Consider the following 25,265-nt stretch of genomic DNA (forward strand, 5'->3'; position numbering starts at 1 on the left):
CCTTCTCACCCTGTGAGGCTGTTATCGCTACGTGACGCTTCCGCGTTCGTGACGGCGGTGCGGAGCACTTGCGTGCAGGCGCGACGGAGTTCTGTATGGAAGCAACCCTCTCCATGACTGGTTCACTTCCTCAAGCCAAGGAAGCTGCTCCCCATCTGGAGACCCTGCTGGTGGTGGATGACGAGGATGCCATTCGGGAAACGGTTGCCCTGGCTTTAGAAGAACAGGGATATCAAGTTTTACAGGCCGCCGATGGTCGGCAAGCCCTTGAGGTGGTACATACGGCTGAGCGGCTGGATTTGATGATCCTGGATTTGATGTTGCCCAGCTTGAACGGTTTGGATCTATGCAGGCTGCTGCGCAGGGAGGGCAACACGATTCCCATCTTGATGTTGACGGCCAAAAGTAGCGAAACCGACCGCGTGGTGGGCTTAGAGCTGGGAGCTGACGATTATCTGACCAAGCCCTTCGGCATGCGGGAGCTGATCGCCCGCTGTCGTTCGGTGTTGCGTCGGCAACAACTGGCCCAAGCCAGCGATGCCACGGTGCTCCGTTACGGGGATCTGTGTATGTTTACCCAGGAGTGCCGCGTGTTGGTGCGGGGCGTCGAGGTGAGTTTTTCCCCCAAAGAGTTTCGCCTGTTGGAGCTGTTTATGTCCAACCCCCGCCGCGTTTGGACGCGGGAACAGCTTCTGGAGCGCATCTGGGGATCCGACTTCATGGGCGACAGCAAGACCGTCGATGTACATATCCGCTGGCTGCGGGAAAAATTGGAGCTGGATCCCAGCAACCCAGAGTATTTGGTGACGGTGCGCGGCTTCGGCTATCGCTTCGGCTAGTCTTTTTGCTGGCCACGCCACCGGCGGGCAAAAGAGAGCGCCTCGGCACGAGTTTGAATCTGCCCCCAAGCCTGCGCCTCCTGGAGGTCTTGCAGCAACTGGCCTACCCAGGGGCCGGGTTTGGCCCCCAAGCTGTGCAGCAGATCGCGGCCATCCAGCAGGGGCACCAGATGGGCCAGGGGATCCTGGGGGTCTTCGTAGCGTTTGAGCCAAGACTCCAGCTTTTGAGGGTCGCCGCCCGTAGCCACCGCCAACAGCGCCAAGCCGCCGAACAGGGATCCCGCCTGTTGGTAAAGCCGCCACTGTTGCGCAGGGGTGGGGGAGTCCGTCAGGAGAAGCTGAAGCTGAGGCAGAAGATGGTGTAGCTTTTGGATGGCCCGCATTTCCGCTCGGCTGAAGCGCAGCCGCTCCAGCTCGGTTTCCACCCTTTCTGCCGTTCGCGTCAGCAAGACAGAGTCCTCAGTTCCCGCTGGATCCCACAATAAAGCCGCCAGCACCACTGTCAACAGCTTGCCGCGCCGCTCGCGTGAGGACGCCAAAGGTTGAGCCAGCTCTACCAGCGTGCGGGGATAGAGCGGTTGCCAGCGCCCGGCCCACTCCCACACGGCCTGAGCTTGAGGGAAGCCCGGACTTTCCGGCTTCAGGTGGGGCAGCCAAGCCTGCAGCAACCCCGCCGCCACCGCCGCCTGTAGGTGAGCCAGCCCTGGGATCCCTGCCTCCAAGAGGGCCACTACCTCTGCCCGCACTCGTTCTGCCGCCACGTTGGCTAAAAGGGGGGCCCGCTCCCGGATTGCCTCTTGCGTAGCCGGATCCAGCCCAAACCCCAGTTGAGCTGCCTGTCGATAACCCCGCAACAGCCGCACCGGATCAGCGCTGAGGTTGTCGGGGTGGATCATGCGCATCCGGCCCTGGCGAATATCGGCTTGTCCGCCCGTGGGATCCAGCAGTTGCTCCCGTTGCAGATCCAAGGCCAGGGCATTGCAGGTGAAGTCCCGCTGCTCCAGATCCGCCTCAGGGGTGGATCCCGCCTGCAGCCCCACGTCCACGGTCAACTTTGCCAACACAATGCGGGCAATCTGCCGTTCGGGATCCAACACCACAAAGCCCGCCCCCAACCGCCGTGCCACTGCCGCTGCCCAGCCCACGGGATCCACAGCGCACATCAGGTCCAAATCCACCGACGCTGAGGACTCCATCCCACCGTCGCGAGCGGGATCCCCAGCAGCACGGCCCTGCAGCCAAGCCAGGTAAGCATCCCGCAGGGATCCCCCTACCCAATAGCTTTTCTGCGGCAGCCACTCTTGGGGGAAAGGCAGCCGTTGGTAAAAATAGGTCAGCAGCCACTTCGTCAGCAAGGCTTCGCTCGGGCTTAGGGTCATTCCCAGTCAAAACTCCATGAAGATGAGACACCTGGGGTGGTAGGAGAACGCTTCTGGGGGTATGAAGTCAGCGTCCTCGTCTGGTCGCGTCAGCGTTGCAGAGCAACAATGAGCAGAGCAACAATGAAATGCCTGGCGTTCTTCCCTACCGCTCCAGCAGCGAGCTGCCCACAGCAGCAGGGACAAAGGCAGGAGCTGCCAAGCCCGGAGTGAGCAGATGAGGCCGCACCAGCGCCGCCAAGCCAGCAATGAACAGAGGGTCGGTATTTAAGGCGGGCACACGGCGAAAATCGGCAATCCCAGCTCGATGGGCCAGTTCCCGATACTCGATGTCGATCTCCTGCAGGGTCTCGATGTGCTCCGACACAAAGCTAATCGGCACCACCAGCAACTGTTTCACGCCTCGGGAGCCCAACTCCAGGATGACCCGTTCGGTATAGGGTTGCAGCCACCGCACCGAACCCACCCGGCTTTGATAGGAGAGGGTGTGGTCATTGGGGCGTCCCACCTGCTTCCAGATCAGCCGCACGCAGGCTTCCATTTCCCGTTGGTAGGGATCCCCGGCCTCGGTGACATAGCTTTCGGGAATGCCATGGGCGCTGAACAGCACATGCACCCCTTCGGGCTCGGCAAATCCATCCAACTGTTCCCGAATTGCTCTGGCCATCGCCTGCACGTACTGAGGCTGATCGTACCAGGAGTAGATCTGGCAGCGCTCGATGCATGCCAGCTCCGGATCTTCAGCCCAGAGCCGATCCAGCAGCTTAAAGCTGGATCCCGTCGTGCTGATGGAATACTGCGGGTAGAGCGGCAGCACCACCAAGCGGGTGATCCCATCCGACTTGATCTGCTGCACCACCGACTCGATCAACGGATGCCAGTAGCGCATGGCAACATACACCGGCACGTCATAGCCCTCAGCCACCAGGTGGGCCTGCAGTTCTCGCGCTTGCTCAGCAGTAATGCGCCGCAAGGGGGATCCCCCCCCAATGGCCGCGTAGTTGCGGCGGGATTTTTCGGCCCGCAGTGTGGAGATGGCCCAGGCGAAGGCCCGCTGCAAGAAGGGAAACGGCAGCCGGATCAGCTCGGGATCGGCAAACAGATTGTAAAGAAAGGGCTGCACATCGGCCTGGGCCTCTGGCCCCCCCAAGTTCAGTAGGAGCATGCCGCTTTTGGACATAACAAGGCTCATTGCGTTGGCGGTATGTTTCTTTATCCACTATCCCACAGCGGGAAAGTGACCTTAAGTTTTTTTGCAGTCTTTCTCAGCTTTCCCCTCAGGAGAAACCACCCGCACCCAAACCTACAAGTCCAATCCGGAGACTCCGTCCCGCTGTCGCGAACAAAGTCCAAAAAGGGATCCCCACCCACTGCAGGGATCCCCAGCCTTAAAACTCCACTGTCGTGCAGAGCAGCAGAGCGGTGTTAAAACTCTCGACCTCGGTAAACCCGCTGCAGGGCCGGAGTGACCGGATAGCAATCGACATCGGCCAGGCTCAACTTCAAGCGCAGCGCATTAAGAAGTCTCCAGTAGGGGGGCACAAAAGCCTTTTCAGGGATGGGTTGGGCGGTAGGAGAAGGATCCCCAGGTCGGGCAACCGTCTCCACAGGGCAGCCGCGGTAGCGGAGCGGACGGGATCCAAGGTAAGCCGAGCGCAGCTCTCGGCTGGGATCCACCGTCAAGCCGCGAAACTGGATCGCCCCCGGACGAGAGGCTTCCCGATAGCGCAGATAGCCAGCCCACACCTGGGCAATCCACTCCGGCAAAGCTTCAGGCCGAATGTGATAGCGCTCCGGCAACAAACGGTCGTTGAGAAAACCAATGAGCCCAGACCAAACTTGCCAGACAAAAGCTCCGACGATGCGAGCAGCGGGAGACGATGAAATCTTCATGGTGGAAGCTGAAAAATGTAGAGAACCTGAAAAACCGGTGATGCAGCCAGAATTTGCCGTTGATTATATCAGCCTGGATTCATCGGAGCGCTCACTCTGAACGTTTTGGCCTCCAGTTTTTCTGCTCACTGGAAAGCAGAAGCCAGCTTGCGGCCAAGCGCGTTGAGCCACCCAAATCCATCGACTACAATAGGCCCAAGGCTTGGGTGTTGCTTTCTCTCTCTGAATCTTTAGCTGGTGGGGATCCCAGAAGCGCACCGACAAGCCAGCTCCAGTAACCATTGCACCTATGGGGATCGACGGATTATGACCTGGCGCGGCGACATCACTCCCATCAATCGGCTGTGGGGATCCCTTCCCTACCTTCTGCCTTTGGTATCGGCTCTGCCCTTGGGCTTTTTGCCCTCTGGGTTGTTTCAATCTCTGCCAGGGCTGATCCCCATTTTTGCGCCTCTGTTTCGTCTGGTGCCCCTGGCCACGGGCTGGCTGGGAATGGGGGTGTTTTTGGCTCTGCTGTTCCTGGTGATCCGCAACACCCGCGTAGCCCATTTTGTTCGCTTCAACACCATCCAGGCGCTCTTGCTCAACATTGCCTTGTTCTTGGTGCAGGTGCTGATGCAGGCGTTTGGCATACTCTTCGGCAACCTTGGCCTGGCAGCGATGGTCAGCATTTTGGCCACCACGGCTCTCTTGGGGGTGATTGCCATCACCGTCTACGCCTGGGTGCAAAACATTCGCGGCCACTACGCCGAGGTGCCGGTGCTCTCTGATGCCGCCTATGCCTGGATTCGCTACTAGTTGTCAAGTCCCTGCGGGTCTGGTTGCCGATTTGCCGACCTCATCGGAGCCTAAGCCAACTCTTCAGCTCTCAAGGATTGTGGGAGGCCGGGGTGCCATCGGATTCGAGTTCTAGTCGCGCCAGCAGGACAGAGTCCTTTGTTGGGCAAGCCCTCACCCACCTGGACGCCTCTGGCCGAGTACAGATGGTGGAAGTAGGAGATAAGCCCACGGTTGCCCGTTTGGCCACTGCCCAAGGGCAGGTACGCATGTCAGAAACGACTTTGCAGGCTATTCTGGCCGGTCAAGGGCCCAAAGGGAATGTGGTGGAAACGGCCCGGCTGGCCGGGATCATGGCTGCCAAGCGCACCGCCGATCTGATCCCGCTGTGTCATCCTCTCCCCTTGAGCAGCGTCACTGTGGATCTGGATCCGGATCCCCATCTGCCCGGCTTTCTGATCACCGCTACAGTAAAAACCAACGCCCAAACAGGGGTGGAGATGGAGGCTCTGACGGCTGTTTCCGTGGCCGCCCTCACCCTATACGACATGGCTAAGGCCCTGGAAAAGACGATGGTGATCGAAAACATCCGGCTGTTGCGCAAGTATGGGGGGAAGTCTGGGCCTTTCGAGGCAGAGGATCGGGATAACGCCGAGAAATGCTAAAAGCGTTGTGCCAACCAGAGAGGGGTGTTGGGCTAGGGTTGTTGGTGGGCATTGGGGTGCTGCTCTGGCCCATGCTGCACCAGGGATATCCCATGACTCACTCCACTCACTTCAACCTCAGTTGGGCCTTTCAGTATCAACGACAGTTTTTCGGCGGGCAGTTTTACCCCCGCTGGCTGGAGTATTCCAACTTCGGCTACGGCAATCCTACCTTTGCCTTTTACCCCCCTCTGTGCATGGTGGCCCCTCTGCCGTTTCGCCTGCTGGAGCTGGATATGCCCGGATCCCTGGTGGCCAGCATGGGCTTGGCGATGGCAGTCTTTGGCGCAGGGCTGTATGCCCTTCTCCGGCAACTCATCCCCTGGGCTTGGGCTCTGGTTTTGGCTCTGGCGGGTATGGCCGGCCCCTATTGGCTGGTGGATATTTACCAACGGGGGGCAATTGGGGAAGTGTGGGCCATTGCTGTCTCTCCCTGGATTTTCTGGGCCTCAGTCCAGGTGATCTGCCGGCCCCAGTCCCTTTGGCCGATTGTGGCCTTAGCCATTAGCTACGGCCTGTTGGCCCTATCTCACTTGCCCACTTTGCTGGTCTTTACGCTAACTTGGCTGCCTCTGCCTTGGGTGCTGGGCTGCTGGGATCCCCTCTGGCCCAGGGTGGGGCGCTGCTACTTGGGGTTTGGGCTGGGGCTGGGGTGGACGGCGTTTTATCTGCTGCCCGCCTTTTGGGATCAGCGCTTTGTCCAGGTGGACTTCGTCAATTTCGTCGAAGAGTACATGCCCCAACATCGTTTGATGGTGAGTGGGCTGACCCGGCTCCAGCCACAACTGACGCAGCACTGGTTTGAAAGCGGCCTGGTAGGGTACTGGATCTGGATGGTAGCCGTTGTCTTGGGTGCTGGGATCCTGGTTTTCTGGGAATGGCTGGCCCGCAGGACAAGGGGGATGACCCCAATCCATTCCGTTCGCGCTGGCGAGACGGAGTCCCATGGTGCCTTAGAACCCTCTGCTCCCCTGGCCAAAGCGATCCTGCTCTACAGCTTGGGGGCCAGCTTGGTGGCCCTGCTGATGATGACGGATTTGCTGGGTTGGCTCTACGAGTGGATTTTGCCCCTGCGGCGCATTCAGTTTTCTTGGCGCTGGATGGCGGTGACGGCGGTAACCGTGCCCTGGCTGTTGGGATCCCTGGCCGCCTGGGGGTGGGGGCAAAAGGGCTGGAGGATCCTCTTGATTGTGGGGATAGGTCTGGCCATGGGGATACAAAGCTGGCAGGGCTGGCAGGTCTTGTCCAGAGCCTGGTTTGACCCGCAAACCATCCAGACTTTTCAAGAGCTGTCTGCCGCCAAGCAATTTCCCAACGAGCCCCAGGAGCGACCGGGCATCGCTTTTCTTCACTGGCACTGGATCTTTCCCGATGGGCTGGCGCTGGTGGATGTGCTGGAGTACCGACCTCGCCAAGCAACCCTGCCCATGCCGCCCCCAGAGGTGGATCCGCTGCTGCGGTGGCAAGGCGACATGGTGAACTTTGGACGAGAACAAAGCGATCTGGAGCCACTGTTGGAAGTGGAACGGTGGAGCTATGGCTATCGTCGTTTTCGGGCCGTTAACCCCACTGCTCAGGACCGATGGGTAGTCCTGCGCACGTTTTACTACCCCGCTTGGCGGGTACAGGTGGATGGTCGCCTCACGTCTGCTGAGCACAATGGACTGGGGCTGTTGCAGGTGCGGATCCCGCCGGGGGATCATCGCGTGGAGGTGCGCTATCTGGGCACCCCAGCCGACTGGATAGGATGGATCCTGACTGGCCTAACGGGGGTGCTGCTGGTGAAGGTGCGGCGGCTGCTCCGCCTGCTGGGTTTGAACGGAGCGCAGAGACAAGACACTCCAGAGGAGGCAACAGCATGCTGAGTCGGGTGGCCGATTCCATCTACTGGCTCAACCGCTACGTGGAGCGCGCCGAGAACATCGCCCGCTTCATCGATGTCAATCTCAACCTCATCCTAGACTTGCCCAGCGGTCCCGCCCAGCAGTGGGATCCCATCGTCTACACCACCGGGGATCAGGAGCTGTTTTACCAGCGTTATGGCCAGGCGACCCAAGAAACGGTCATCCAGTTCCTGGCTTTTGATAGGGATTACCCCAACTCCATCCTTTCCTGTTTGCGGCTGGCGCGGGAAAATGCCCGTTCTGTGCGGGAGGTCATTTCTTCAGAAATGTGGGAGCGGGTCAACCGCTTTTATTTGATGGTCAAAGAAGCGGCTCAGCAAGGCCCCCACCTGAGTCAGCTCCATGATTTTTTCACGGAAGTGAAGCTGGCCAGTCACCTATTCGCCGGGGTGATGGATGCCACCATGACCCATGGGGAAGGATGGCATTTTGGCCAGATTGGCCGTCTTTTGGAGCGGGCGGACAAAACGGCGCGCATTTTGGATGTTAAGTATTTTATTTTGCTGCCCTCTCTGCAGTACGTGGGCACGGCTTTGGATGAGCTGCAGTGGATCGCCTTGCTGAAGTCGGCCAGTGCTTATGAAATGTATCGGAAATACAGCCGCCAACACCGCATCAATCCCAGGGAGGTGGCCTCTTTCCTGATTTTGGATCGGCAATTTCCCCGCTCCATTCAGTTTTGTCTTATTCATGCGGATCGATCCCTGCACCAGATCACCGGCACCCCAGCCGATACTTGGCGGGATCCCAGCGAGCGAGCTTTGGGCCGCCTGCGTTCTGAGCTGGACTACCTAACCATCGACGACATTATGGAGCAGGGCTTACATGAGTTTCTCGACAAATTGCAGCTACAAATGAACCACGTTGGCGATTGCATCTACGAAACTTTCTTTGCCATTCGCCCCTTGCAACCGTCTGAATCCTCTCCCCTGCTGCAACGGCAGGCTTAGCTAAAATCCCTCACCCCTAGCCCCTCTCCTACAAGAGTTAGAAATTAATCTAACGAACGCTTCCACAGCTATCGACAATGAGCCAAATGTGTTGCTTATATCTCATTGCTATTGTGCAATGGATTGACAATGGTGAAACAGGAGCAAAGGGACGGGTTGATTTTCTGGATCCCTGGCTCCTCTCTTTTTCTGGGACTGGAGGCGGCGCGGAGCGCTGGGGCAGGTCTGGAATTGCCGCACCCCCGGTAGCAGTAGGATTGGGGAAATGGAAGCCGTTGCCAAGGGCGTTTGGAAAGTGGGGTTAGAGCAGCAGCCGAGAGGGATCGACCAGGCAGCCTTTATTGCCGCCAATGCCACACTGATCGGCGATGTCCATCTTTCGGAAGCGGTGAGCATCTGGTACGGGGCCATCTTGCGGGGGGATCTCTCGCCCATTGTCATTGGCCGCCGCAGCAACATCCAAGATGGAGCCATCCTGCACGGGGATCCCGGACAGCCGACCCTGGTTGGCGAGGAAGTGACCGTAGGCCATCGAGCGGTCATCCACAGTGCCCACATCGAGGGGGGATGTCTGATCGGGATTGGGGCCATTATCTTGAACGGGGTCACCATCGGGGCAGGCAGCATGGTGGGAGCTGGAGCAGTGATCACCCGGTCTGTGCCACCCCACTCTTTGGCGGCGGGGATCCCGGCCAAGGTTATCCGCACCCTCACCGAGGAAGAGGTCGAGCAACTGCGCCTTCACGCTCAGCACTACGTGGATCTGGCGCTTCAACATGCCAGCCGCTTTGGCCGGTGGAGCAGAGGTTCGGGCGAGCGACTTTGAGCCTATTTTGCCAGCCGTCTCTCAACAGCCGGGATCCACACAGAGCACCCAGGTATCTTTGCTGCCGCCCCCCTGGGAGGAGTTCACCACCAGGGATCCCTTCTTGAGGGCGACGCGGGTCAGCCCCCCTGGGTGAACATAAATGTCCTTGCCATAGAGGATGTAGGGCCGCAAGTCCACATGACAGGGCTCCAGACAGGGGCCTTCTCCCCGATCCACCAAGGTGGGCACGCGAGAAAGGCACAGGGTGGGTTGGGCGATGTAGTTGCGCGGTTGGGCGCGGATTTTCTCGGCAAAAGCAGCCCGCTCTTCCGGTGTGGCCTGGGATCCCATCAACATGCCGTAGCCACCCGACTCGTTGGCTGCCTTCACCACCAGCTTGTCGAGGTTCTCCAGCACATACGCCTGATCCTTGGGATCCCAGCAGAGGTAGGTGGGCACGTTGGGCAAAATGGCCTCTTCTCCCAGGTAGTAGCGGATCATCTGCGGCACATAGGCGTAGATCACCTTGTCGTCCGCCACCCCCGTTCCCAAAGCGTTGGCAATCGCCAGCCGCCCTGACCGATAAACCTCAAACAGGCCCGGAACCCCCAGTAGAGAATCGGGGCGAAAGGCCAGCGGATCGATGAAGTCGTCGTCGATACGGCGGTAGATCACATCCACCCGCTGCAGCCCCTTGGTGGTGCGCATTTGCAAATAGCCATCTGCCACCACCAGATCCCGTCCTTCCACCAGCTCCACCCCCATCTGCTGGGCGAGGAAAGAATGCTCGAAGTAGGCGGAGTTGTAGATGCCGGGGGTGAGCACCACCACCGTTGGATTGGCCAGTTGCGGCGGCGCCAGGTAGAGCAGAGTATCCAACAAGTGGCTGGGGTAATCGTCCACCGGGCGGATCCCCATTGTGTTGAACAGGGAGGGAAAGGTGCTTTTCATCACCCGCCGATTTTCCAGCACGTAGGAGATTCCCGACGGACAGCGCAGGTTGTCTTCCAGCACGTACCAAGTTCCGTCCCGATCCCGCACCAAGTCGGTGCCGGTGACGTGGCACCAAATTCTCCCCGGTGGGTTGAGCCCCACACAGGGCCGCAGAAATCCCTTGGCCGTCTCGATCAGCTCGGCAGGGATCACCCCATCCTTAAGGATCTTCTGGTCGTGATAGACATCGTCGATGAACAGGTTGAGGGCGTGGATGCGCTGCTTGAGACCCTTCTCCAGCCGCTGCCACTCGGAAGCCGAGACGATGCGGGGAATGATGTCAAAGGGGAAAATTCGCTCCGTGCCCTGGCTATCGCCATAGACGTTGAAGGTCACCCCCATTTGAAAGAGGGCCGCCTGCGCCGCCGCTTGCCGCTGCTGCAGTTCCCCTTCTTCCAGAGAATGAATGCGCTCAATCAGCGGGATCGCCTCAGGACGGGGCTGGTTACGCCCCAAAAACAGCTCGTCGTAAAACCCCTCGCCCGGGTCGTAGGCATCAAAACGCACGTCTGGGATCCCTGGAACGCTATCATCTTCTTCTACTTCTTCTACTGTTGGCGGCTCTGGATCTGCATAGTGTGCTTTCAGCTACTTTTAGCCTGGTAAAAAGAAAGGACTCCGTCCCGCGGACGGTGGGTTGGCCAAACCAGGGGGGAGCTCTAGGGATCCGCCACCTCAAAGGCCCATAGCCCCCGCTCGGCAGGGATCCGATGCAACTGCCCCTTGGGAAAGCGCCGTTGCAGCTCTGCCCCCTGCTGATCCCATACTGCCTCATTCGTGAACAGGGTAAACGGCGGTTCTAGGTCTTGGCCGGGCAACGTCTCTGGGGAAAAAACCTTCACCTCCTGCTCCGGCCCAGCAAAAAATTGAATCCAACTTTGCCAGTAGATAGGCTCTCCCCAGCTGAAATAGGGGTAGGCAGTGCTAGCCGCCAGATAGAAGCGGTAGTCGGGATCCATTTGGCGAGCTGCCACATAGCGCCCGGTGGCCCCCACATCGTTGCCCTGCGTCCAGCCTTTGTGGACAAAGTCTCCAAAAATGGCCAGGTTCCACCCCCCAATCAGCAGGATTGCCCCCGCCATCGCCGCCGCCGGCAGCCAACTCCCGGCCCGGGATCCCCAGCGTTCCAGGAGACCTGCCAGCACTTGGATCCCTTCCAAGGTTAGATAGGCTACAAAGGGCAGGATCACCAGCAGGCGGGTGTAGTTGGGGGCTTTGGTGATGGCCAAGCTAAACAGCAGGTAGAGAAATAGGAAGCTGCCGATACAGAGCCAGTCGTGGGGCTGGCTGCGCTTCTTGAAAAGGCGGTAGAGGCCGGATCCCAGCCCCAGCCAGATCAAAGCCCCCGTCAAGGGATCCACAAAAGCATGGCCGTAGTTGGGATAGATGTAGCCGCGGTCGTGCTGGCCGGGGTCGTTGAACATACTCAGGCCGTTGAAGATGTTGCGCCAGACCGCCTCCTCTGGCGTAGCCGCATTCACCCACATCTGTTGTAACGCCCGCCCTTCCGGGAAAAAGAGAAATTGTTGGCGAGAGTACTCCGCGCTCACCGCGGGTGCTGTGACCGTAGCCACCAGAATGGGCCCAGCCACCAGAAAAAAACCCAACGCCGCCGGCACTGTCAGCTTGGCCAATGCCCAAACCGGATTGGCTTGCCCATCTTTGAGATCTGCCTGCCCCAAGAGCAAGTACAGAACTCCAAACAACAGCCCCAACAGGATCACCACCCGCCCCGGCAAATAGCCGTACAGAGAGAAGCCCGCCGCCCCTCCCCCCAGATAGAGCAGCAGGGGGTTTTTCTCCCGCACCCCCTTCAAGATCAAGGCCAAGGCTGCACACTCTACCAAGACAATGAGGTTTTCCCGCATGGCCATGCGGCTGATGCCCAGCAAGGCGTGGTTGGATCCCAAGAGGGCCGCCCCCGCCAAAGCCAGCCGGGATCCCCAAAATGCCCGAAAAAACCCGTAGGCCACCAGAATGGTGACGACCCCGAAGGCGGCATGTACCGTGCGCACATTGAGCAGCGTGACTCCCCCCATCAGCCGCGTCAGGCCGCCGAAGAGGCTGAACATGAAGCGGGGGAAATAGAAATACTCCGGCATCAGCCCAAAGATATCGGGATAGCGCACCCCTGAGGCGCGACGGGCCATGGAGGTGATCACAATCTCGTCAGTATTGATCTGAAAAGGGATGTTGGGCAGGTCGTAGAGGTAGATCGGGGCAAAGACCAACACCAACAGCCCCAGGTGCAACAGCTCCTGTTGCCAGCGCAGCCGCGTCGGATCCCAAGGGGGTTGAGCCGGGGAAAACTGCGCCCAATACAACCCCACCAGCAGGATGCTCAGCAGCCAGAGGCCAATCTGCAGCACGTGGTAGCCAAACACCCCGTACCAGAGGATCAGGGCTACCCCCAAGCCCAAGCCGGATCCCAGCAGGGGCAGATGCCGGGAGGTCATCACCCTATCCCAAACCGCCATAGAACCGATACGACTGGAATCAGGAACGAATCGATCCCTCTCAGCCTACCAGGCGCAAGATGCTCGACAAAACCAGAACTCAGTCAGCGCCCTCCCCCCTAGTCTTTCTCCCAAGGGGCGAGGGGAGATCAGAAAAGGTTGGAATCAAAACTTTGCCCCACCTGTTCTAGGGATCGCCAACAGGGATTCACAAAATCAATAACCCCGCATCGGCTCCGCCTCTGGCTCCAATTCCGGATCTATGAAGTTGGACGGATCGTAGAGGAAGCGGTTGACCTCGTCTTCAATGCGATAGATCTCGAAGGGCTCCAATTGTTTGCCAGTTCGCAAGGCCAGCAGGTAGCCATCCACCAGCAGACGTAGCTCATCGGTGCGCCGGTAGCCCCGCTGCCAGGTATCCACCAGAGCATCGGTCAAAGCCTGATAGTGCCGGATCAACTTTGGGTCTTGCAACATGGTGTTCCCTTGCCCTGCCTGTTTCTATCCTAACGTTTGGTGTCTCTTTGTAAGCGGGGATTGCAAACGGGATCCCGAAGCTTGGTCTCTTCTTGGCTTCAAGCCATGGGCAGGTGCAGCCGCGAAGGCGTCTCGCCACCGCTGCGGAGAGTGATGGTGAGAATGCGGGCCTCAATCAGCCGCTCTTCCCGCATTCCCGTGCCTGTGTTGACAGGATAGGCCGGAAAACAAGCCGCGCTAAGGCTGAGGCGCAGAGCATGACCGCAAGGAATGCGAATACAGGTGGGCTGACAGGGAATCAGAATGGGGGTACTGGGCTGGGGATCCCGTAGGCGACAATAGCCTTGGGAAAAGTTATACACCTGCCCATCGGGCCTTACCACCGAGAGCACAGCGCAAAGATCGAAACTGGGGCTGTCGGCCTCCGCGTACACCTCCACAGCAATGTCCCCGACCAGAACCAGCTCGGCTTGCAGCGGCGGAGTGGTATAGGTCAGGACATCGGTGCGGCAGTCGAGGGCGGAGCGCTCTTGCGGCCCGGCAGGATGAGCCAGGTGGCCTCCCAGGGCCGGCACCGGTCGCCAGGGATCGTGAACAAAGGTATCCGATTGTTGCGTCGGCGAGGGTTCAGGGCGAAGGGATCCCTCTGCTTCTGAAAGGGCAGCCAAGCCGGTGCTGTGTAGGTAAAAAGCTTTTGGCTCAGGGGTAGGCCAAGCATCAAAGCCGCGCCAGCGGTTGGATCCCATCTCGAACAGGCGTACCGGCGGCTCCTGGAGGATCCCTGTATCTTTGCCTTTGAGGAACTGGTCAAACCAGCGCACCTGCAGGCGATCGATGGGGCTAATGGCCTCTGGGCCGAAATCCAACGCCCCCACTTTGCGGCCCCAAGGGAGATGGATCCAAGGGCCGATGATCAGGTATTGAGGGTTCTGGCTGCGGGCGCTCATTTCCTTGTAGAGGCGCAGGCTACCACTCAGGTAGCTGTCAAACCAGCCGGCAATGTGTAGCATCGGCAGATCCACCACCTCTAGACGGGGAGAGAGCTTGCGCCAGTATTCATCCGGCTCGCTGTGCTCCAGCCAGTCGAAGTAATAGGATTGGGGGGCATACTGCTGCAACACCCCCGGCTTGAGGGGGATAGGGTCGTAGAGGGGGAGATTGCGGGCAGCTTTCAAAAGCGCTTGGTAGGCATTGGCATCCCCCCTGAGACGCGCCCCTTCGGTCTCCAGTTGCAAGGCCCAACTGAGGTTGTTGTAGAAGGCAAAGGCCCCCCCTGGGTAAGCGGCATCGGCATAGAGATCGTAAGGCAGCATCGCCGGGCAGATGGCCTTCAAGGCGCTGGGACGGGTAGAAGCCGCATACAGCTGGGTCATGCCCTGATAAGAGAAGCCGTACATGCCCACTACGCCGTTGCTCCCCGGCAAGGCAGCCGCCCAATTGACGGCGTCAAACCCGTCTTCCACCTCATGGCGGAAAGGGTAGAAGGATCCCTTGGAAGTTCCCCGTCCGCGCACATCCTGGATGACCACAATGTACCCCTGGGCCGCATACCACCTGGGATGGGCATACACCACCGTCGAGGCAATGGCCCGCCCATAGGGCTGCCGCATCAGCAAAACCGGGTAGCTCCCCTCCCCTTGCGGGCGATAGACATCCGCGTCCAGTTGGATCCCGTCGCGGGTGAACATGGAAACAGTTTCGCGGGGGCGAACGGGCAACATGGCCTGGGTTGGGCTAGCGGATCTTGCCAAAGGGATACCAACCAAGGACAACCTAAGGGATCCCTGGGTGGATTCTTCCTAAGATAAAACAGAAGCCCTTATGAGAGGGAGAAACTCCCACCAGAGTTTGAGCCCCTTCCCTGGTATTGCCCTTGATCTCCGGCCTGCTGGCGCAAACGCAGCCCCCTCCAGACCCCTCTTTTATGGCTTTTATGGATTTATGGAAACAGAGACCCTGGGAAAAGATTTGTCGGAGCATGCCTCTAACCCCCAAAACCCTGAACTTTGCTGAATTTACTGAGCTTTAGGCGGTTTGGCAAAAGTCATTGAGAGGGATATAGTAGACCAAGTTTCCCCCTGATCCTTGAGTCCACCGCAACGGTTGCCGGGAAGTGAAGGGGGAAAGCGCTCGGGGGGTATTCCTCAGGGCTTTGCGGGATACCGCCTTCCTGCTTGGACTCCGTCCCGCTGACGCGAACAGAGATAGGCAGGATGCGATCGCTTCTTTCCTGAACCATGTTCAGGAGAGTTCAGCGTGAATGTATCAGTACCCCTGACTTCCAACCTCTACAGCTCCCAGAGCCATTGAGGCCTAAGCCTCAGCAAATGCCCTTCTCCAGCCCCCCGACAGTACCTGCAGATCCTCCTCATCCAAATCTGCAGGAGTACCGGATCGGATGAGCTCGGCAAAATCTTCGTTGGGCACCATCATGCAGAGGGCGTAGAGGCGGCCTGGGCCGGTGTTGTGAATTTCATGCACACCCGTTGGCGGCACCAGAACGCTGTCTCCGGTCTTGATGGGGGCAGCTTTTCCATCGCAAATGGCTAAACCTTCTCCCTTGAGAACGAAAAACATTTCCACAGCCATTTGATGGCGGTTGGGAGGAGTTCTGCCTCCCTCATCGAAGATCTCCACACAAAAGGTTAGAGAAATCTGAGCATGAGAAGGATCGAACACGATGGCCAGGCGATTGGTATCGTGGGGGCTGATGCGAAAAGCCTGATAATCGGCAGGGGTTTTAACAATTGGAATCACGCAGCGGGAAAGCGTTTGCATCCGGATCCTCCGCTCAAGAGATGAGGGGTGAATAGTGGGCAAGTGCTAACAGGGGAGAGCCGCGAGCAAGTCAGGGGAGGAGGCGACAAAGCCAAAGCATTGCTTGACGTTGTAGAGGGTAGCTAGCAAACAGTATTCAGGAGAGGTGGTGGCGGCGCAGTCTTCCAGCAAAATGCAGTCGTAGCCGAGGAAATTGGCATCTTGCAGCGTGGTCATGACGCACTGGTCGATGTTCACGCCGGCAAAAAAGAGGGTGGTGCGCCCCAGGTTTCTGAGAATGCTATCGAGAGGGGTATCCCAAAAGCCGCTCATGCGGAACTTATCCACCCAGATATCCTCGGGTTTGACCTCCAGTTCCTCCACCACAGCAGCGCCCCAACTGCCCCGCGTGAGGACTAAAGACCCGTTCTTAGGCAAGGGATCCCCCAGCCCTACTCCCTCTCCGGTGGGGTTGTACACATGTCGCAAGCCGGCGCTGATGTTGAGCAAGTCAGGGCGATTGCCCCAGTTCACCCACACAATCGGCACTTGAGCTTGTCGCAGGCGGGGCAGCAGGGCTTTTAGAGGGCCGATGGGAGCCCGTGCAGGTGTAACATCGACGCCAATGCTGGCCAGCCAACCGTCGGGATGACAAAAGTCGTTTTGCATGTCGATCACCAACAACGCCGCCTTGGCCAGATCCAAGCGCAGGGTTTTGCTGGAGGTGGGCAGCAGGATGGGCCGGGGATCCAAGGGCGGACGGGTGAGGTCGGCCATTTCAGCATTCACGGCCCAAGCATTGGGAGGGATCCCAAGGGTCTTCAAGGGGCGATTGGGAGTGCTCATGGATTCTCCGCTCGCGTCGCGCAGCAGTGGGATCAGGTTGGGCAGTTGAGTGATGACCCACAACTAGGCTCGACCTTAATGCACAGCTGACCTGACTTTGGAATCATAGGCTACACTTTCTCACCTTATTAACGCATGGGATCCCCCAGGGTCAGTCGATAGGGGCTGAGATGGAGATCAGGAGAAGAAAAACCGAGGAGATTTCCGAAAAGCTGCCCAGGGATCCCTCCCTGCACGCTATGCTGTAGAAACTTGAAATGATTATGTAGAAGCATGAGCATCCTGCGGCAATATATCTTTCCTGCCCTCATCCTGCTGGTGTTTCTGTTTACCCTGGTGGTGGTGAGCATTCGCTCGTTTCTGCCGGAGGATATGGCCCAGCCTGCCCCTCTAGAAGAAGCGACGCCTGTGGCCCTTTCTGCAAACCCCTGAGGATGGCTGAACAAGGGATCCCTCTGCCTGTGGGTTATCGTTGGCGCATCGGTTCAGCCTGGGATCGGCCCTGGGTGCGACGAGGATTGCAGGCCACGTTGCAGGAATCTTTTCCAGAACAAAGCAACTGGGATCACCTGGAAGAGACGCTGGATCGCCTCTTCGACCCCCCCCGCACCCCCTGCTGGTGGATCCTCAAGGAAGAAACAGGGGAGCCGGTGGGCTGTGTTTGGGCCGGCATCTCCACCGATCAAGCCACCCATCGGCGGGTAGCCTACATTTTTCTGATCTGGGTGGATCCCGCCCATCGCCGGCAGGGCCTGGGCAGAGCTTTGATGCAACAGGTGGAACGATGGGGATCCCAGCAGCAGCTAGCTGCCATTACCCTGCAGGTTTACCATCACAACCAAGCCGCCCTCCATTTCTATCAGCAGGCCCACTTTGCTGTACAAGGCTACTGGTTGTACAAGCCGCTCAGCCCCGCGCCCATAGACGCGCATGTAGAAGAGCATGAATACAAAGGTCATGAAGTTTTGTGAATAAGCCGGGATCCGCTCTCAGTTGCTCCTTTGATGAAAGCGTGATGAAAACGATGGCATCGACCGGAGGGAACGCCCATGTCCAGACCTGTCAAACTCAGTGAAGCTGAGGTCCAAGCCAAGCTGGAAAATCTGCCGGGCTGGTCTTTGCAGGATGGGAAGCTGCATCGTCAATTTCAGTTTCGCTCCTTTGTCGAAGCCTTTGGCTGGATGAGCAGTGTGGCCTTGGTGGCCGAGAGCATGGGGCACCACCCCGAATGGAGCAATGTCTACAACCGCGTGCGGGTGGATCTCACCACCCACGATGCCGGGGGCATTACGGAATTGGACTTCACCTTGGCGCAACGCATGAACGAGCTGGCCGGCTGAACGCTTTCTCAGTACCTAACTCTAGGGATCCCTTCAGAGCTGGTTTGGCAAGGGATCCCCATTGGTTTGTTGCTGCCTCTAAGGTTGTGTCGGGAGTTGCGCTGGTCTGATAGACTAAGCCTAAGGTTAAGAAATGATAATTTTATGAACGTGCTGGTTGTGGGGGCGACGGGAACGCTGGGCCGTCAGGTGGTGCGCCGAGCCATCGAAGAAGGACATCAAGTCACCTGTCTGGTGCGAAATCCGGCAAAGGCTGCTTTCTTGAGTGAATGGGGCGCTCACCTGAAGGTGGGAAACCTGCTTCAGCCCAGCACCCTCAACTCCGCCATGGAAGGCATCGAGGCGGTGATCGACTGTGCCACGGTGCGGGTGACCGATACCCTCAGCGCCCGTCAGGTGGACTGGGATGGCAAAGTTGCCCTGATCAATGCAGCCCGAGCTGCCCAGGTGAAGCATTTTATCTTTTTCTCCATTATGGGCGCCCACCACGAGTACCCCAACGTGCCCCTGATGAATTTCAAGCATCACATCGAGAAGTATTTGATCGGATCCCAGATGCCCTACACGATTTTTCGTCCGGCGGGCTTTATGCAGGGGTTGATCGGCCAGTACGCCATCCCCATCTTGGAAGAACAAATCGTCTGGGTAACCGGCGAGGGCGTGCCGACGGCCTACCTGGACACCTTGGATGCTGCCCGGTTTGCGGTGCGATCCCTCAGTGTAGAAGCCGCCAAGCAGCAAATCTTTCCCTTGGTGGGGCCTAAGGCTTGGACGGCCCGAGAAGTCATCGCCTTGTGCGAGCAGCTCTCCGGCAAAAAGGCCAAAGTCAGCACCATGCCGCTGGGACTGCTGAGAGGGGCGCGCAAGGTGGCGCAGTTTTTTCAGTGGAGCTGGAACATTGCCGACCGGCTGGCGTTTGTGGAGGTGATCGCGGCCAAAGAACCCATGCACGCCGATATGACGCCTGTATGCGAAACCTTGGGGATTGAACTGGCCTCTCTGACCTCGCTTGAGGATTACCTGGCGGAGTATTTCCAGAAGATGTTGAAACGGCTTCGCGAGCTAAAGGTCAAGCAACCCAAAGTCAAGACGCCCTTCTAAGTCGTTGTTCTCAGTCTTCTCGGCAATTTCACAGCAGCTTGAGCAGCAACCTTGGGAGAAGGGGTGGACGGGGTCGTGTTTGCGTTAGCGGATGCCATAGCCCCAACTACTGGGATGAACTCCCAGACACTTTTTGTTGACACTGCGCCATATTCAAGTTGGCGGAGATCAACCCGTACCATAACACAAAGCCGCTCTGTCGCGACAGCGGGCCGTAGGCCTTCGCTTTGGCGGTGCGGAGCGCTAAACCCAGTTTTCTTGATCATTCCCTGTGTCCAAACAATCGCAAATCCTTAGGTTCCCAAGGGGTTCATTTCCATCTACGCTTTAGAGAGTGAGGGGGTGACAACGACAGAGGTTATTCTGCTCCCCCTGCTTGAACTATAGATTTTTGTCTATAGTTTTTATCGGAAAGTTCAATTTTTATCTATCTCGGTTCGCAGCTAAGATGCTGCTTAAGATTTTTTACAGGATCTCAGCAAGTGTTCCAGTTTGGCCAAGATCCCTGGCCGAAGGAGGATTATGAGCTTGAACGGGCTGGTCACAACTGCATGGCTGATTCCCCTCTACGCTTTGGTGGCGTGGGCGGGAGCGCTGATCTGGTCCCCAGGAATCACCCGGCGCACGGGACCACGTCCGGCAGGTTATCTGAATGCGCTCTTGACGTTGATGGCCTTCCTGCACAGCGTGGGGGCGCTGGTGGCAATTTGGGATCAGCCGGCGCAGGTCATTCGGTTGCCCTGGCTACAGGTGGGGGATCTGATGTTAGAGCTGCCGCTGCAGGTGTCATCGGTAACTCTGGGGGCCTGCGCTGTGGTGACGGGGCTGAACCTGGTGGCCCAGATCTACGGCTTTGGCTACATGGAAATGGACTGGGGCTGGGCGCGGTTTTTCTCCCTGCTGGGCCTGTTTGAGGGGGGGATGTGTGCCTTGGCTTTGTGCGACTCCCTCTTTTTCAGCTACGTGATCCTGGAGATTTTGACCCTGGGCACTTACCTGTTGGTGGGCTTTTGGTTCAACCAATCGCTGGTGGTGACGGGAGCGCGGGATGCTTTTTTAACCAAGCGCATCGGCGACCTGTTGCTCTTGATGGGGGTAATCGCCATCTATCCCCTGACCGGCTCCTGGGAGTTTGAGGATTTGGCGGCCTGGGCAGAGGCGGTGCAGGCAGGATCTGTCACTGTGGATCCCACCCTGCTGGCCCTGGTAGGGCTGGGGTTGCTGGCCGGCCCCGTAGGCAAGTGTGCCCAATTTCCTCTGCACCTGTGGCTGGATGAGGCGATGGAAGGGCCGATCCCCTCGACGATCTTGCGCAATGCGGTGGTGGTGGGCACAGGGGCCTGGGTGTTGATTCGCCTGCAACCCCTCTACGAGCTTTCCCCAACAGTGCTAAGGGTGATGCTAACCATCGGCGGCTTGACAGCGGTGGGGGGATCCCTAGTGGCCTTGGCCCAGATCGATGCCAAGCGGGCCCTGTCTTATCTGGTGAGCGCCTACATGGGCTTGATCTTTGTGGCGGTGGGCACCGGTCATCCCCAGCAAGCCTATGGGTTGCTGCTGACCTATGCGCCCGCGATGGCCCTGTTGGTGATGGCGCTGGGCATGGTGATCTGGAACAGCATTACCCAGGATCTGCGCTATCTAGGAGGCTTGTGGTCGCGGCGCCCTATCTCGGGGCTGTGCTTCTTGACCGGGATGGCTGGAATCATCGCTTTGCCTCCCTTCGGCTCCTTTTGGGTGCTGACGGATCTGTGGCAGCAGTTGGTGCAATCGGGGCAGGGGTTGTGGGCGGCAGTCGTGCTGGTCACCAATGCGGTGACGGCCCTAGGGCTGACACGGGTGTTTGGCCTTGTTTGGGGGGGCAAACCGCAGCAGATGAGCGAGCGCTCGCCAGAGGTGCATTGGCCGATGATGCTGCCCAGCACCGCCATGATGGGGGTAACGCTGCACATGCCCATGATCCTAGCGGCACTAGGTCTGATTCCCGCTCTGGAAGGGATCCCTGTTGGGGTAATGACGGGATCCAGCTTGACAGGCATTGCCTTGGGAGCCTGGCTGTATCTGCGTCCGCAGCGGCAGCCGGTGGACTGGGCCTTCTTGGCCGACTGGCAGGATTTGTTGGCCAACGACTTCTACACCCCCAAGCTCTACCGGGCCAGTGTGGTGTTTGCGGTACGCATCATCTCTGAGGTTACAGCCTTGTTCGACCGCTATGTGGTGGACGGCTTGGTAAATTTGACCAGCTTGGCGGTATTGGCGGGTGGACAGGTTTTGAAATACACCACCTCTGGCCAGTTGCAAGCCTACGTGCTGACGATTGTGGTGGGGGTGGCCCTGCTGGGCTGGCTGATTCTCTAGGCTTGGGCAAGGTAGCGGGACGGAGTCCTTAGATAAAGAGGGAAAAGACCATGCTGAGTGCCTTGATTGTGTTGCCGATCTTGGGATCCCTGCTCCTGTTCCTGGGCTTGGGGGGGCGAAAGCTGGCGGTGGCCTTGGCCGGGATCCCGCTGGTGATCTCGCTGCTGCTGTTTGCCAACTTTGACCTGCAAGCGGAAGGGCTGCAGTGGGTGCAGCGGTGGGATTGGATCCCGTCAATTGGGCTGAGCTACTCCCTGGGCCTGGACGGGTTTTCCCTGCTGATGGTGGCTTTGAATGGGCTGCTCACGCTGATTGCGGTGCTGACAGCTGAGCCAGAGGTGAAGCGGCCCAACCTCTTTTACGGCTGCATTTTGCTCATGAGCGGGTCGGTCAACGGGGCTTTTGTTGCCCAGAACCTGCTTTTGTTCTTCTTGTTTTACGAGCTGGTGCTGATCCCGATCTACCTGCTCATCTCCATTTGGGGCAGCCCCAAGCGGGATTATGCTGCCATCAAGTTTTTGATTTACACCGCCGTTTCCGCCATCTTTCTGTTGGGGGCCTTTTTGGCCATCTACTGGCTGGGGGATCCCCATAGCTTTGAGCTGCTGGAGATCCGCATCACCTCTCTCAGCCCTGTTGCCCAGACCTTGACACTGTTGGCCTTGATCGTGGCTTTCGGCATTAAGATGCCGCTGATCCCCTTCCACACCTGGTTGCCTGATGCATACGGGGAGTCGTCGCCGCCAGTGGCCATCCTTCTGGGAGGGATCCTCTCCAAGTTAGGCACGTACGGTCTGTTTCGCTTTGGGCTGCAGTTGTTTCCCCAAGCTTGGGCCGACCTGGGCGGGATCCTAGCCTGGTGGGGAGCCATTGCCGTGTTGTCCGGGGCTTTGGCAGCCATCGCCCAAAAAGACATCAAGCGCATGGTGGCCTACAGCTCCATTGGCCACATGGGCTACATCTTGCTGGGCATGGCGGCAGCCACCCCCATTAGCCTGACCGGGGCGATGGTGCAGATGGTCTCCCATGGTCTCATCTTGGCGCTGCTGTTTGATCTGGTGGGCTTGGTGGAGCGCAAAGTGGGAACGCGGGATCTGAACGTACTCAACGGCCTGCTCAACCCCTTGCGAGGCTTGCCCACAGTGAGCGCCCTGCTCATCTTGGGGGGGATGGCCAGCGCCGGGATCCCTGGCCTGGTGGGCTTTGTGGCGGAGTTTTTGATCTTCCAGGGCAGCTATCAGGATTTTCCTTTGCCGACTTTGATCAGCATCTGTGGCACCGGTTTGACGGCGGTGTACTTCGTGATTTTGCTAAACCGCACCTGCTTTGGCAAATTGGACAACCGTACCGCCTACTACCCACGCGTGCATGGCTGGGAGCGGATCCCGGGGCTGATTTTGACGGCCTTGATCGTTTGGTTTGGGATCCAGCCCATGAACCTGGTGAAATGGCCACAACCGTTGGCCTTTACCCTATCCACCCAGGTGGCTCAGGCCCAAACGCTTATCTTGGCATCAGCCGGTGACCTTGCCCCCATCACCCTCTCTGGAGCCGATCCAGGCAAGCGGGAAACTCCCAGGAATTGAGATCCCAGCAGATGCCCCCTATGGAGCCAGGACTTTTGAAGAGTTGGAGACTTCTTCTATGACGACAACCCTCACAGCCCGCAAGCTGCCCCCTTCTACCCACCCTTTTGCGGATGTAGTCCACCGCTTGGAGGCTGGGGGATCCATGTTGCCGGATACGCCGGAAAACCTGATGCAAATTATCGGCCTCTACAAAGCCTATGCCGTGCCAATGGATTTCTACTGGCGGGATCTGCTCTACATTGCCGAGCAGGTGTTTGTGGATCCCTTGCCTTTTTTCAAGTTCATCATTCCTGAAGAGTATCTGAAGCTGGCCAACCACTACGCGGGGGATAACGCGGATTTGCGCATTTGGCGAGGCCAGGCTACGGCCCATCCCGAGCTGCTGGAGTTTATGGAAAAGGGGGAGCTGAAGCGCAAGCTGCCCAGGATTTTGCATCACCTCTGGCATGACCGCATCAACATGGAATTTGCCGAAGAATGTATGCGGGCCATGCTCTGGCACCGGGATATGGGGGGCTTGCTGGATCCCTACATGGATTCCGAGGAATATAAGCAAAATGCCGACCGCGCCATCCGCGCCTATTGCCAGGGCAACCCCTTGTTGATGGGGCTATACAAGCTCTTCCCTGATATGTTCTTGGAGCTGTGCCGCCAGGCCACCATGTACTCGGTGTTGGGCCTGTTTTGGGAGGTGATGGCTCCGGTCTTTTTTGAGATGAGCGATCTCTACGATGAAGGCAAAATTACCAGCGTGCCGGAGGCGATGAACTTTCTGGTCAACGGGATCTTCGCCATTGCCGGACGACCCATCTACCACCGCGTGCGTATTCGGGGAGAATGGTACGATATTGTGCCCAAATCCAAGGGATTCACCTGGCTATATGAGGCTGCCTTCCCCTATGTAGAGGCCGTGTTTTATCGCACCTCTCCTTTCCGCGGCACTAAGTCCTACAACGCCCAGGCCAACGAAGTTCCCACCAACCAGTTGGACTTCCACTACGGGATCCTCTACGCCGATAAGTTTCCGGTGGGCACCGCCGGGATCCCGCCCACGCTCTTGCACCAGGATATGTACCACTTTTTGCCCCAGTATTTGGTGGAGTATTATCGCAAGCATTGCCGCGGCGAAGAGGACATGCTGATTCAATTGGGGGTTAGCTTCCAGCGCTCCATGTACAACGTCACCTCAGCCGTGATTCAGGCGGGAAGGGCCGCTTTCTTGTATCCCCTTGATGATCCAAATCCACGGCACTTGATGATGAACCGCCGTTATTTTGAGGGCCAACTCAATCGCTTCACTCGACCGGAATACGGGATCCGAGAAGCCGCCCGTCTTTCCTACATCCAAGATCAGAATTATCGCTAGCCTATGGCAACTTTAACCATCCCAAAACATTTCGAGCAGCAACTTTGTTAGCAGCAACTTCCCAGCCAAAGGATCCCGACCATGCCCGATATTGTCGATATTGCCGTCTCTGCTGAGGGCTTTTCCACCTTGGTAACTGCCGTTAAAGCGGCAAACCTGGTAGACACTCTCAAAAGCCCTGGCCCCTTTACCGTTTTTGCCCCCACCGATGGGGCTTTTGCCAAGCTGCCTCCTGGCACCATCACCACTCTGGTGCAAAACATCCCCCAACTGACCCGCATCTTGTGTTACCACGTGGTGCCCGGCCGCTTGAAAAAGGCAGATTTGGCCAAGTACCAAAGTGTGGGCTCGGTAGAGGGATCCCCCATCGACTTGTTGATCGAAGGGGACGTTTTCGAGGTCAATAACGCCACCGTTATCCAAGCGGACATCGAAGCCGATAACGGCATCATCCACGTCATCGACACTGTCATCCTGATGCGGCCCCACTGGTTCTGGCCGATCATGAACTCTGCTTTGGCCGCCTCGGCCAGAGGATAGACAGATCTATCCTGAACCGAGCTTGGGGAAAGTGCCTGGGTGAACCCTCTCCCCCTCTCCGCAACTTTAAACTTTATAGGTACGGTCAGAGATTTCTGCTCCGCGTGCAGTCTACACCATCCCCCGCCCCCCACAGGGTGGGGATTTTTGTCTCTCGGTAGCAGTGATTTTGCCATCTTTTAAACCCA

The 25,265-nt window shown here is 58.2% G+C and carries 23 protein-coding genes; 14 read left to right on the forward strand and 9 right to left on the reverse strand.

The window, feature by feature from the left end:
• Positions 1-113 precede the first annotated feature (113 nt).
• Complete coding sequence (locus ACVWVQ_RS04510) at positions 114-839, forward strand: response regulator (RefSeq protein WP_457507109.1); 726 nt, start codon at positions 114-116, stop codon at positions 837-839.
• Here the strand turns inward: ACVWVQ_RS04510 and ACVWVQ_RS04515 are convergent.
• The 3 genes from ACVWVQ_RS04515 to ACVWVQ_RS04525 all read right to left on the reverse strand — a co-directional run bounded on the left by ACVWVQ_RS04515 (position 836) and on the right by ACVWVQ_RS04525 (position 4,111).
• On the reverse strand, positions 836-2,218 hold the full coding sequence (locus ACVWVQ_RS04515) for a CCA tRNA nucleotidyltransferase (RefSeq protein ID WP_457507111.1): 1,383 nt from the start codon (positions 2,216-2,218) through the stop codon (positions 836-838). The two genes, ACVWVQ_RS04510 and ACVWVQ_RS04515, sit on opposite strands and share 4 nt — an antisense overlap.
• A 145-nt stretch (positions 2,219-2,363) precedes the next feature.
• A complete protein-coding gene (gene hemH, locus ACVWVQ_RS04520) occupies positions 2,364-3,398 on the reverse strand; it encodes a ferrochelatase (RefSeq protein ID WP_457397905.1) in 1,035 nt (344 codons plus the stop codon).
• 245 nt (positions 3,399-3,643) lie between these two features.
• Entirely contained in the window at positions 3,644-4,111 is a 468-nt protein-coding gene (locus ACVWVQ_RS04525; RefSeq protein WP_457507113.1) for a hypothetical protein, read from the reverse strand.
• Between the two features lie 306 nt (positions 4,112-4,417).
• Between ACVWVQ_RS04525 and ACVWVQ_RS04530 the strand changes: the two genes are divergently transcribed.
• The 5 genes from ACVWVQ_RS04530 (at position 4,418) to ACVWVQ_RS04550 (ending at position 9,272) form a co-directional block, all read left to right on the forward strand.
• On the forward strand, positions 4,418-4,909 hold the full coding sequence (locus tag ACVWVQ_RS04530) for a Tic20 family protein (protein ID WP_414355562.1): 492 nt from the start codon (positions 4,418-4,420) through the stop codon (positions 4,907-4,909).
• 92 nt (positions 4,910-5,001) lie between these two features.
• On the forward strand, positions 5,002-5,553 hold the full coding sequence (moaC, locus tag ACVWVQ_RS04535) for a cyclic pyranopterin monophosphate synthase MoaC (protein WP_457507115.1): 552 nt from the start codon (positions 5,002-5,004) through the stop codon (positions 5,551-5,553).
• Positions 5,554-5,645: 92 nt separating this feature from the next.
• The gene (locus tag ACVWVQ_RS04540; protein ID WP_457507116.1) at positions 5,646-7,457 is read left to right on the forward strand and encodes a hypothetical protein; all 1,812 of its coding nucleotides are present in this window, start codon (positions 5,646-5,648) and stop codon (positions 7,455-7,457) included.
• Positions 7,451-8,446 (forward strand): alpha-E domain-containing protein, encoded by a 996-nt coding sequence (locus tag ACVWVQ_RS04545; RefSeq protein ID WP_011429917.1) that lies wholly within the window; start codon positions 7,451-7,453, stop codon positions 8,444-8,446. The genes ACVWVQ_RS04540 and ACVWVQ_RS04545 overlap by 7 nt, the downstream gene beginning before the upstream one ends.
• A 265-nt stretch (positions 8,447-8,711) precedes the next feature.
• Positions 8,712-9,272 carry a gamma carbonic anhydrase family protein gene (locus ACVWVQ_RS04550; RefSeq protein WP_457507118.1) on the forward strand — a complete coding sequence of 187 codons (561 nt, stop codon included), beginning with the start codon at positions 8,712-8,714 and terminating at the stop codon, positions 9,270-9,272.
• 21 nt (positions 9,273-9,293) lie between these two features.
• On the opposite strand, the gene ACVWVQ_RS04555 is transcribed toward ACVWVQ_RS04550, so the two are convergent.
• The 6 genes from ACVWVQ_RS04555 to ACVWVQ_RS04580 form a co-directional block, all read right to left on the reverse strand.
• Positions 9,294-10,754 (reverse strand): circularly permuted type 2 ATP-grasp protein, encoded by a 1,461-nt coding sequence (locus tag ACVWVQ_RS04555; protein ID WP_457507120.1) that lies wholly within the window; start codon positions 10,752-10,754, stop codon positions 9,294-9,296.
• A 152-nt stretch (positions 10,755-10,906) separates the two neighbouring features.
• Positions 10,907-12,703, reverse strand: a complete 1,797-nt coding sequence (locus ACVWVQ_RS04560) for a glycosyltransferase family 39 protein (RefSeq protein WP_457507122.1) — start codon at positions 12,701-12,703, stop codon at positions 10,907-10,909.
• A gap of 216 nt (positions 12,704-12,919) precedes the next feature.
• Positions 12,920-13,180, reverse strand: a complete 261-nt coding sequence (locus tag ACVWVQ_RS04565; RefSeq protein WP_011434405.1) for a DUF6761 family protein — start codon at positions 13,178-13,180, stop codon at positions 12,920-12,922.
• Between the two features lie 98 nt (positions 13,181-13,278).
• On the reverse strand, positions 13,279-14,901 hold the full coding sequence (locus ACVWVQ_RS04570; protein ID WP_457507164.1) for a CocE/NonD family hydrolase: 1,623 nt from the start codon (positions 14,899-14,901) through the stop codon (positions 13,279-13,281).
• Positions 14,902-15,493: 592 nt separating this feature from the next.
• Positions 15,494-15,958: a cupin domain-containing protein gene (locus ACVWVQ_RS04575; RefSeq protein WP_414424334.1), complete on the reverse strand. Its 465-nt coding sequence runs from the start codon at positions 15,956-15,958 to the stop codon at positions 15,494-15,496.
• 45 nt (positions 15,959-16,003) lie between these two features.
• Positions 16,004-16,783 carry a cysteine hydrolase family protein gene (locus tag ACVWVQ_RS04580; protein ID WP_414389364.1) on the reverse strand — a complete coding sequence of 260 codons (780 nt, stop codon included), beginning with the start codon at positions 16,781-16,783 and terminating at the stop codon, positions 16,004-16,006.
• 273 nt (positions 16,784-17,056) lie between these two features.
• Here ACVWVQ_RS04580 and ACVWVQ_RS04585 point away from each other — a divergent pair, with 273 nt between their 5' ends.
• The 8 genes from ACVWVQ_RS04585 to ACVWVQ_RS04620 all read left to right on the forward strand — a co-directional run bounded on the left by ACVWVQ_RS04585 (position 17,057) and on the right by ACVWVQ_RS04620 (position 25,077).
• Complete coding sequence (locus tag ACVWVQ_RS04585; RefSeq protein ID WP_414374717.1) at positions 17,057-17,215, forward strand: hypothetical protein; 159 nt, start codon at positions 17,057-17,059, stop codon at positions 17,213-17,215.
• Positions 17,216-17,217: 2 nt separating this feature from the next.
• A complete protein-coding gene (locus ACVWVQ_RS04590; protein WP_457507125.1) occupies positions 17,218-17,754 on the forward strand; it encodes a GNAT family N-acetyltransferase in 537 nt (178 codons plus the stop codon).
• Between the two features lie 78 nt (positions 17,755-17,832).
• Entirely contained in the window at positions 17,833-18,123 is a 291-nt protein-coding gene (locus ACVWVQ_RS04595; protein ID WP_414418552.1) for a 4a-hydroxytetrahydrobiopterin dehydratase, read from the forward strand.
• A 144-nt stretch (positions 18,124-18,267) separates the two neighbouring features.
• Positions 18,268-19,224: an NAD(P)H-binding protein gene (locus ACVWVQ_RS04600; RefSeq protein ID WP_457507128.1), complete on the forward strand. Its 957-nt coding sequence runs from the start codon at positions 18,268-18,270 to the stop codon at positions 19,222-19,224.
• A gap of 522 nt (positions 19,225-19,746) precedes the next feature.
• Positions 19,747-21,582, forward strand: coding sequence for an NAD(P)H-quinone oxidoreductase subunit F (locus tag ACVWVQ_RS04605; RefSeq protein WP_457507130.1), 1,836 nt, complete (start codon positions 19,747-19,749; stop codon positions 21,580-21,582).
• A gap of 50 nt (positions 21,583-21,632) precedes the next feature.
• Positions 21,633-23,168: an NADH-quinone oxidoreductase subunit M gene (locus tag ACVWVQ_RS04610; RefSeq protein WP_457507132.1), complete on the forward strand. Its 1,536-nt coding sequence runs from the start codon at positions 21,633-21,635 to the stop codon at positions 23,166-23,168.
• A 58-nt stretch (positions 23,169-23,226) separates the two neighbouring features.
• Positions 23,227-24,537 (forward strand): CO2 hydration protein, encoded by a 1,311-nt coding sequence (locus ACVWVQ_RS04615; protein WP_457383994.1) that lies wholly within the window; start codon positions 23,227-23,229, stop codon positions 24,535-24,537.
• Positions 24,538-24,618: 81 nt separating this feature from the next.
• Complete coding sequence (locus tag ACVWVQ_RS04620; protein WP_011434417.1) at positions 24,619-25,077, forward strand: fasciclin domain-containing protein; 459 nt, start codon at positions 24,619-24,621, stop codon at positions 25,075-25,077.
• Positions 25,078-25,265: the final 188 nt, after the last annotated feature.

It is taken from the genome of Thermostichus sp. MS-CIW-36, assembly GCF_054059035.1.

What these genes read in the sequence shown, in the direction of transcription:
- ACVWVQ_RS04615 (WP_457383994.1), top strand. Translation starts at nt 23,227, where the DNA reads ATGACGACAACCCTCACAGCCCGCAAGCTGCCCCCTTCTACCCACCCT.
- ACVWVQ_RS04525 (WP_457507113.1), bottom strand. Translation starts at nt 4,111, where the DNA reads ATGAAGATTTCATCGTCTCCCGCTGCTCGCATCGTCGGAGCTTTTGTC.
- ACVWVQ_RS04585 (WP_414374717.1), top strand. Translation starts at nt 17,057, where the DNA reads ATGAGCATCCTGCGGCAATATATCTTTCCTGCCCTCATCCTGCTGGTG.
- ACVWVQ_RS04530 (WP_414355562.1), top strand. Translation starts at nt 4,418, where the DNA reads ATGACCTGGCGCGGCGACATCACTCCCATCAATCGGCTGTGGGGATCC.
- hemH (WP_457397905.1), bottom strand. Translation starts at nt 3,398, where the DNA reads ATGTCCAAAAGCGGCATGCTCCTACTGAACTTGGGGGGGCCAGAGGCC.
- ACVWVQ_RS04595 (WP_414418552.1), top strand. Translation starts at nt 17,833, where the DNA reads ATGTCCAGACCTGTCAAACTCAGTGAAGCTGAGGTCCAAGCCAAGCTG.
- ACVWVQ_RS04570 (WP_457507164.1), bottom strand. Translation starts at nt 14,901, where the DNA reads ATGTTGCCCGTTCGCCCCCGCGAAACTGTTTCCATGTTCACCCGCGAC.
- ACVWVQ_RS04550 (WP_457507118.1), top strand. Translation starts at nt 8,712, where the DNA reads ATGGAAGCCGTTGCCAAGGGCGTTTGGAAAGTGGGGTTAGAGCAGCAG.
- ACVWVQ_RS04565 (WP_011434405.1), bottom strand. Translation starts at nt 13,180, where the DNA reads ATGTTGCAAGACCCAAAGTTGATCCGGCACTATCAGGCTTTGACCGAT.
- ACVWVQ_RS04560 (WP_457507122.1), bottom strand. Translation starts at nt 12,703, where the DNA reads ATGACCTCCCGGCATCTGCCCCTGCTGGGATCCGGCTTGGGCTTGGGG.
- ACVWVQ_RS04590 (WP_457507125.1), top strand. Translation starts at nt 17,218, where the DNA reads ATGGCTGAACAAGGGATCCCTCTGCCTGTGGGTTATCGTTGGCGCATC.
- ACVWVQ_RS04610 (WP_457507132.1), top strand. Translation starts at nt 21,633, where the DNA reads ATGCTGAGTGCCTTGATTGTGTTGCCGATCTTGGGATCCCTGCTCCTG.
- ACVWVQ_RS04540 (WP_457507116.1), top strand. Translation starts at nt 5,646, where the DNA reads ATGACTCACTCCACTCACTTCAACCTCAGTTGGGCCTTTCAGTATCAA.
- ACVWVQ_RS04510 (WP_457507109.1), top strand. Translation starts at nt 114, where the DNA reads ATGACTGGTTCACTTCCTCAAGCCAAGGAAGCTGCTCCCCATCTGGAG.
- ACVWVQ_RS04605 (WP_457507130.1), top strand. Translation starts at nt 19,747, where the DNA reads ATGAGCTTGAACGGGCTGGTCACAACTGCATGGCTGATTCCCCTCTAC.
- ACVWVQ_RS04600 (WP_457507128.1), top strand. Translation starts at nt 18,268, where the DNA reads ATGAACGTGCTGGTTGTGGGGGCGACGGGAACGCTGGGCCGTCAGGTG.
- ACVWVQ_RS04620 (WP_011434417.1), top strand. Translation starts at nt 24,619, where the DNA reads ATGCCCGATATTGTCGATATTGCCGTCTCTGCTGAGGGCTTTTCCACC.
- ACVWVQ_RS04545 (WP_011429917.1), top strand. Translation starts at nt 7,451, where the DNA reads ATGCTGAGTCGGGTGGCCGATTCCATCTACTGGCTCAACCGCTACGTG.
- ACVWVQ_RS04580 (WP_414389364.1), bottom strand. Translation starts at nt 16,783, where the DNA reads ATGAGCACTCCCAATCGCCCCTTGAAGACCCTTGGGATCCCTCCCAAT.
- ACVWVQ_RS04515 (WP_457507111.1), bottom strand. Translation starts at nt 2,218, where the DNA reads ATGACCCTAAGCCCGAGCGAAGCCTTGCTGACGAAGTGGCTGCTGACC.
- ACVWVQ_RS04575 (WP_414424334.1), bottom strand. Translation starts at nt 15,958, where the DNA reads ATGCAAACGCTTTCCCGCTGCGTGATTCCAATTGTTAAAACCCCTGCC.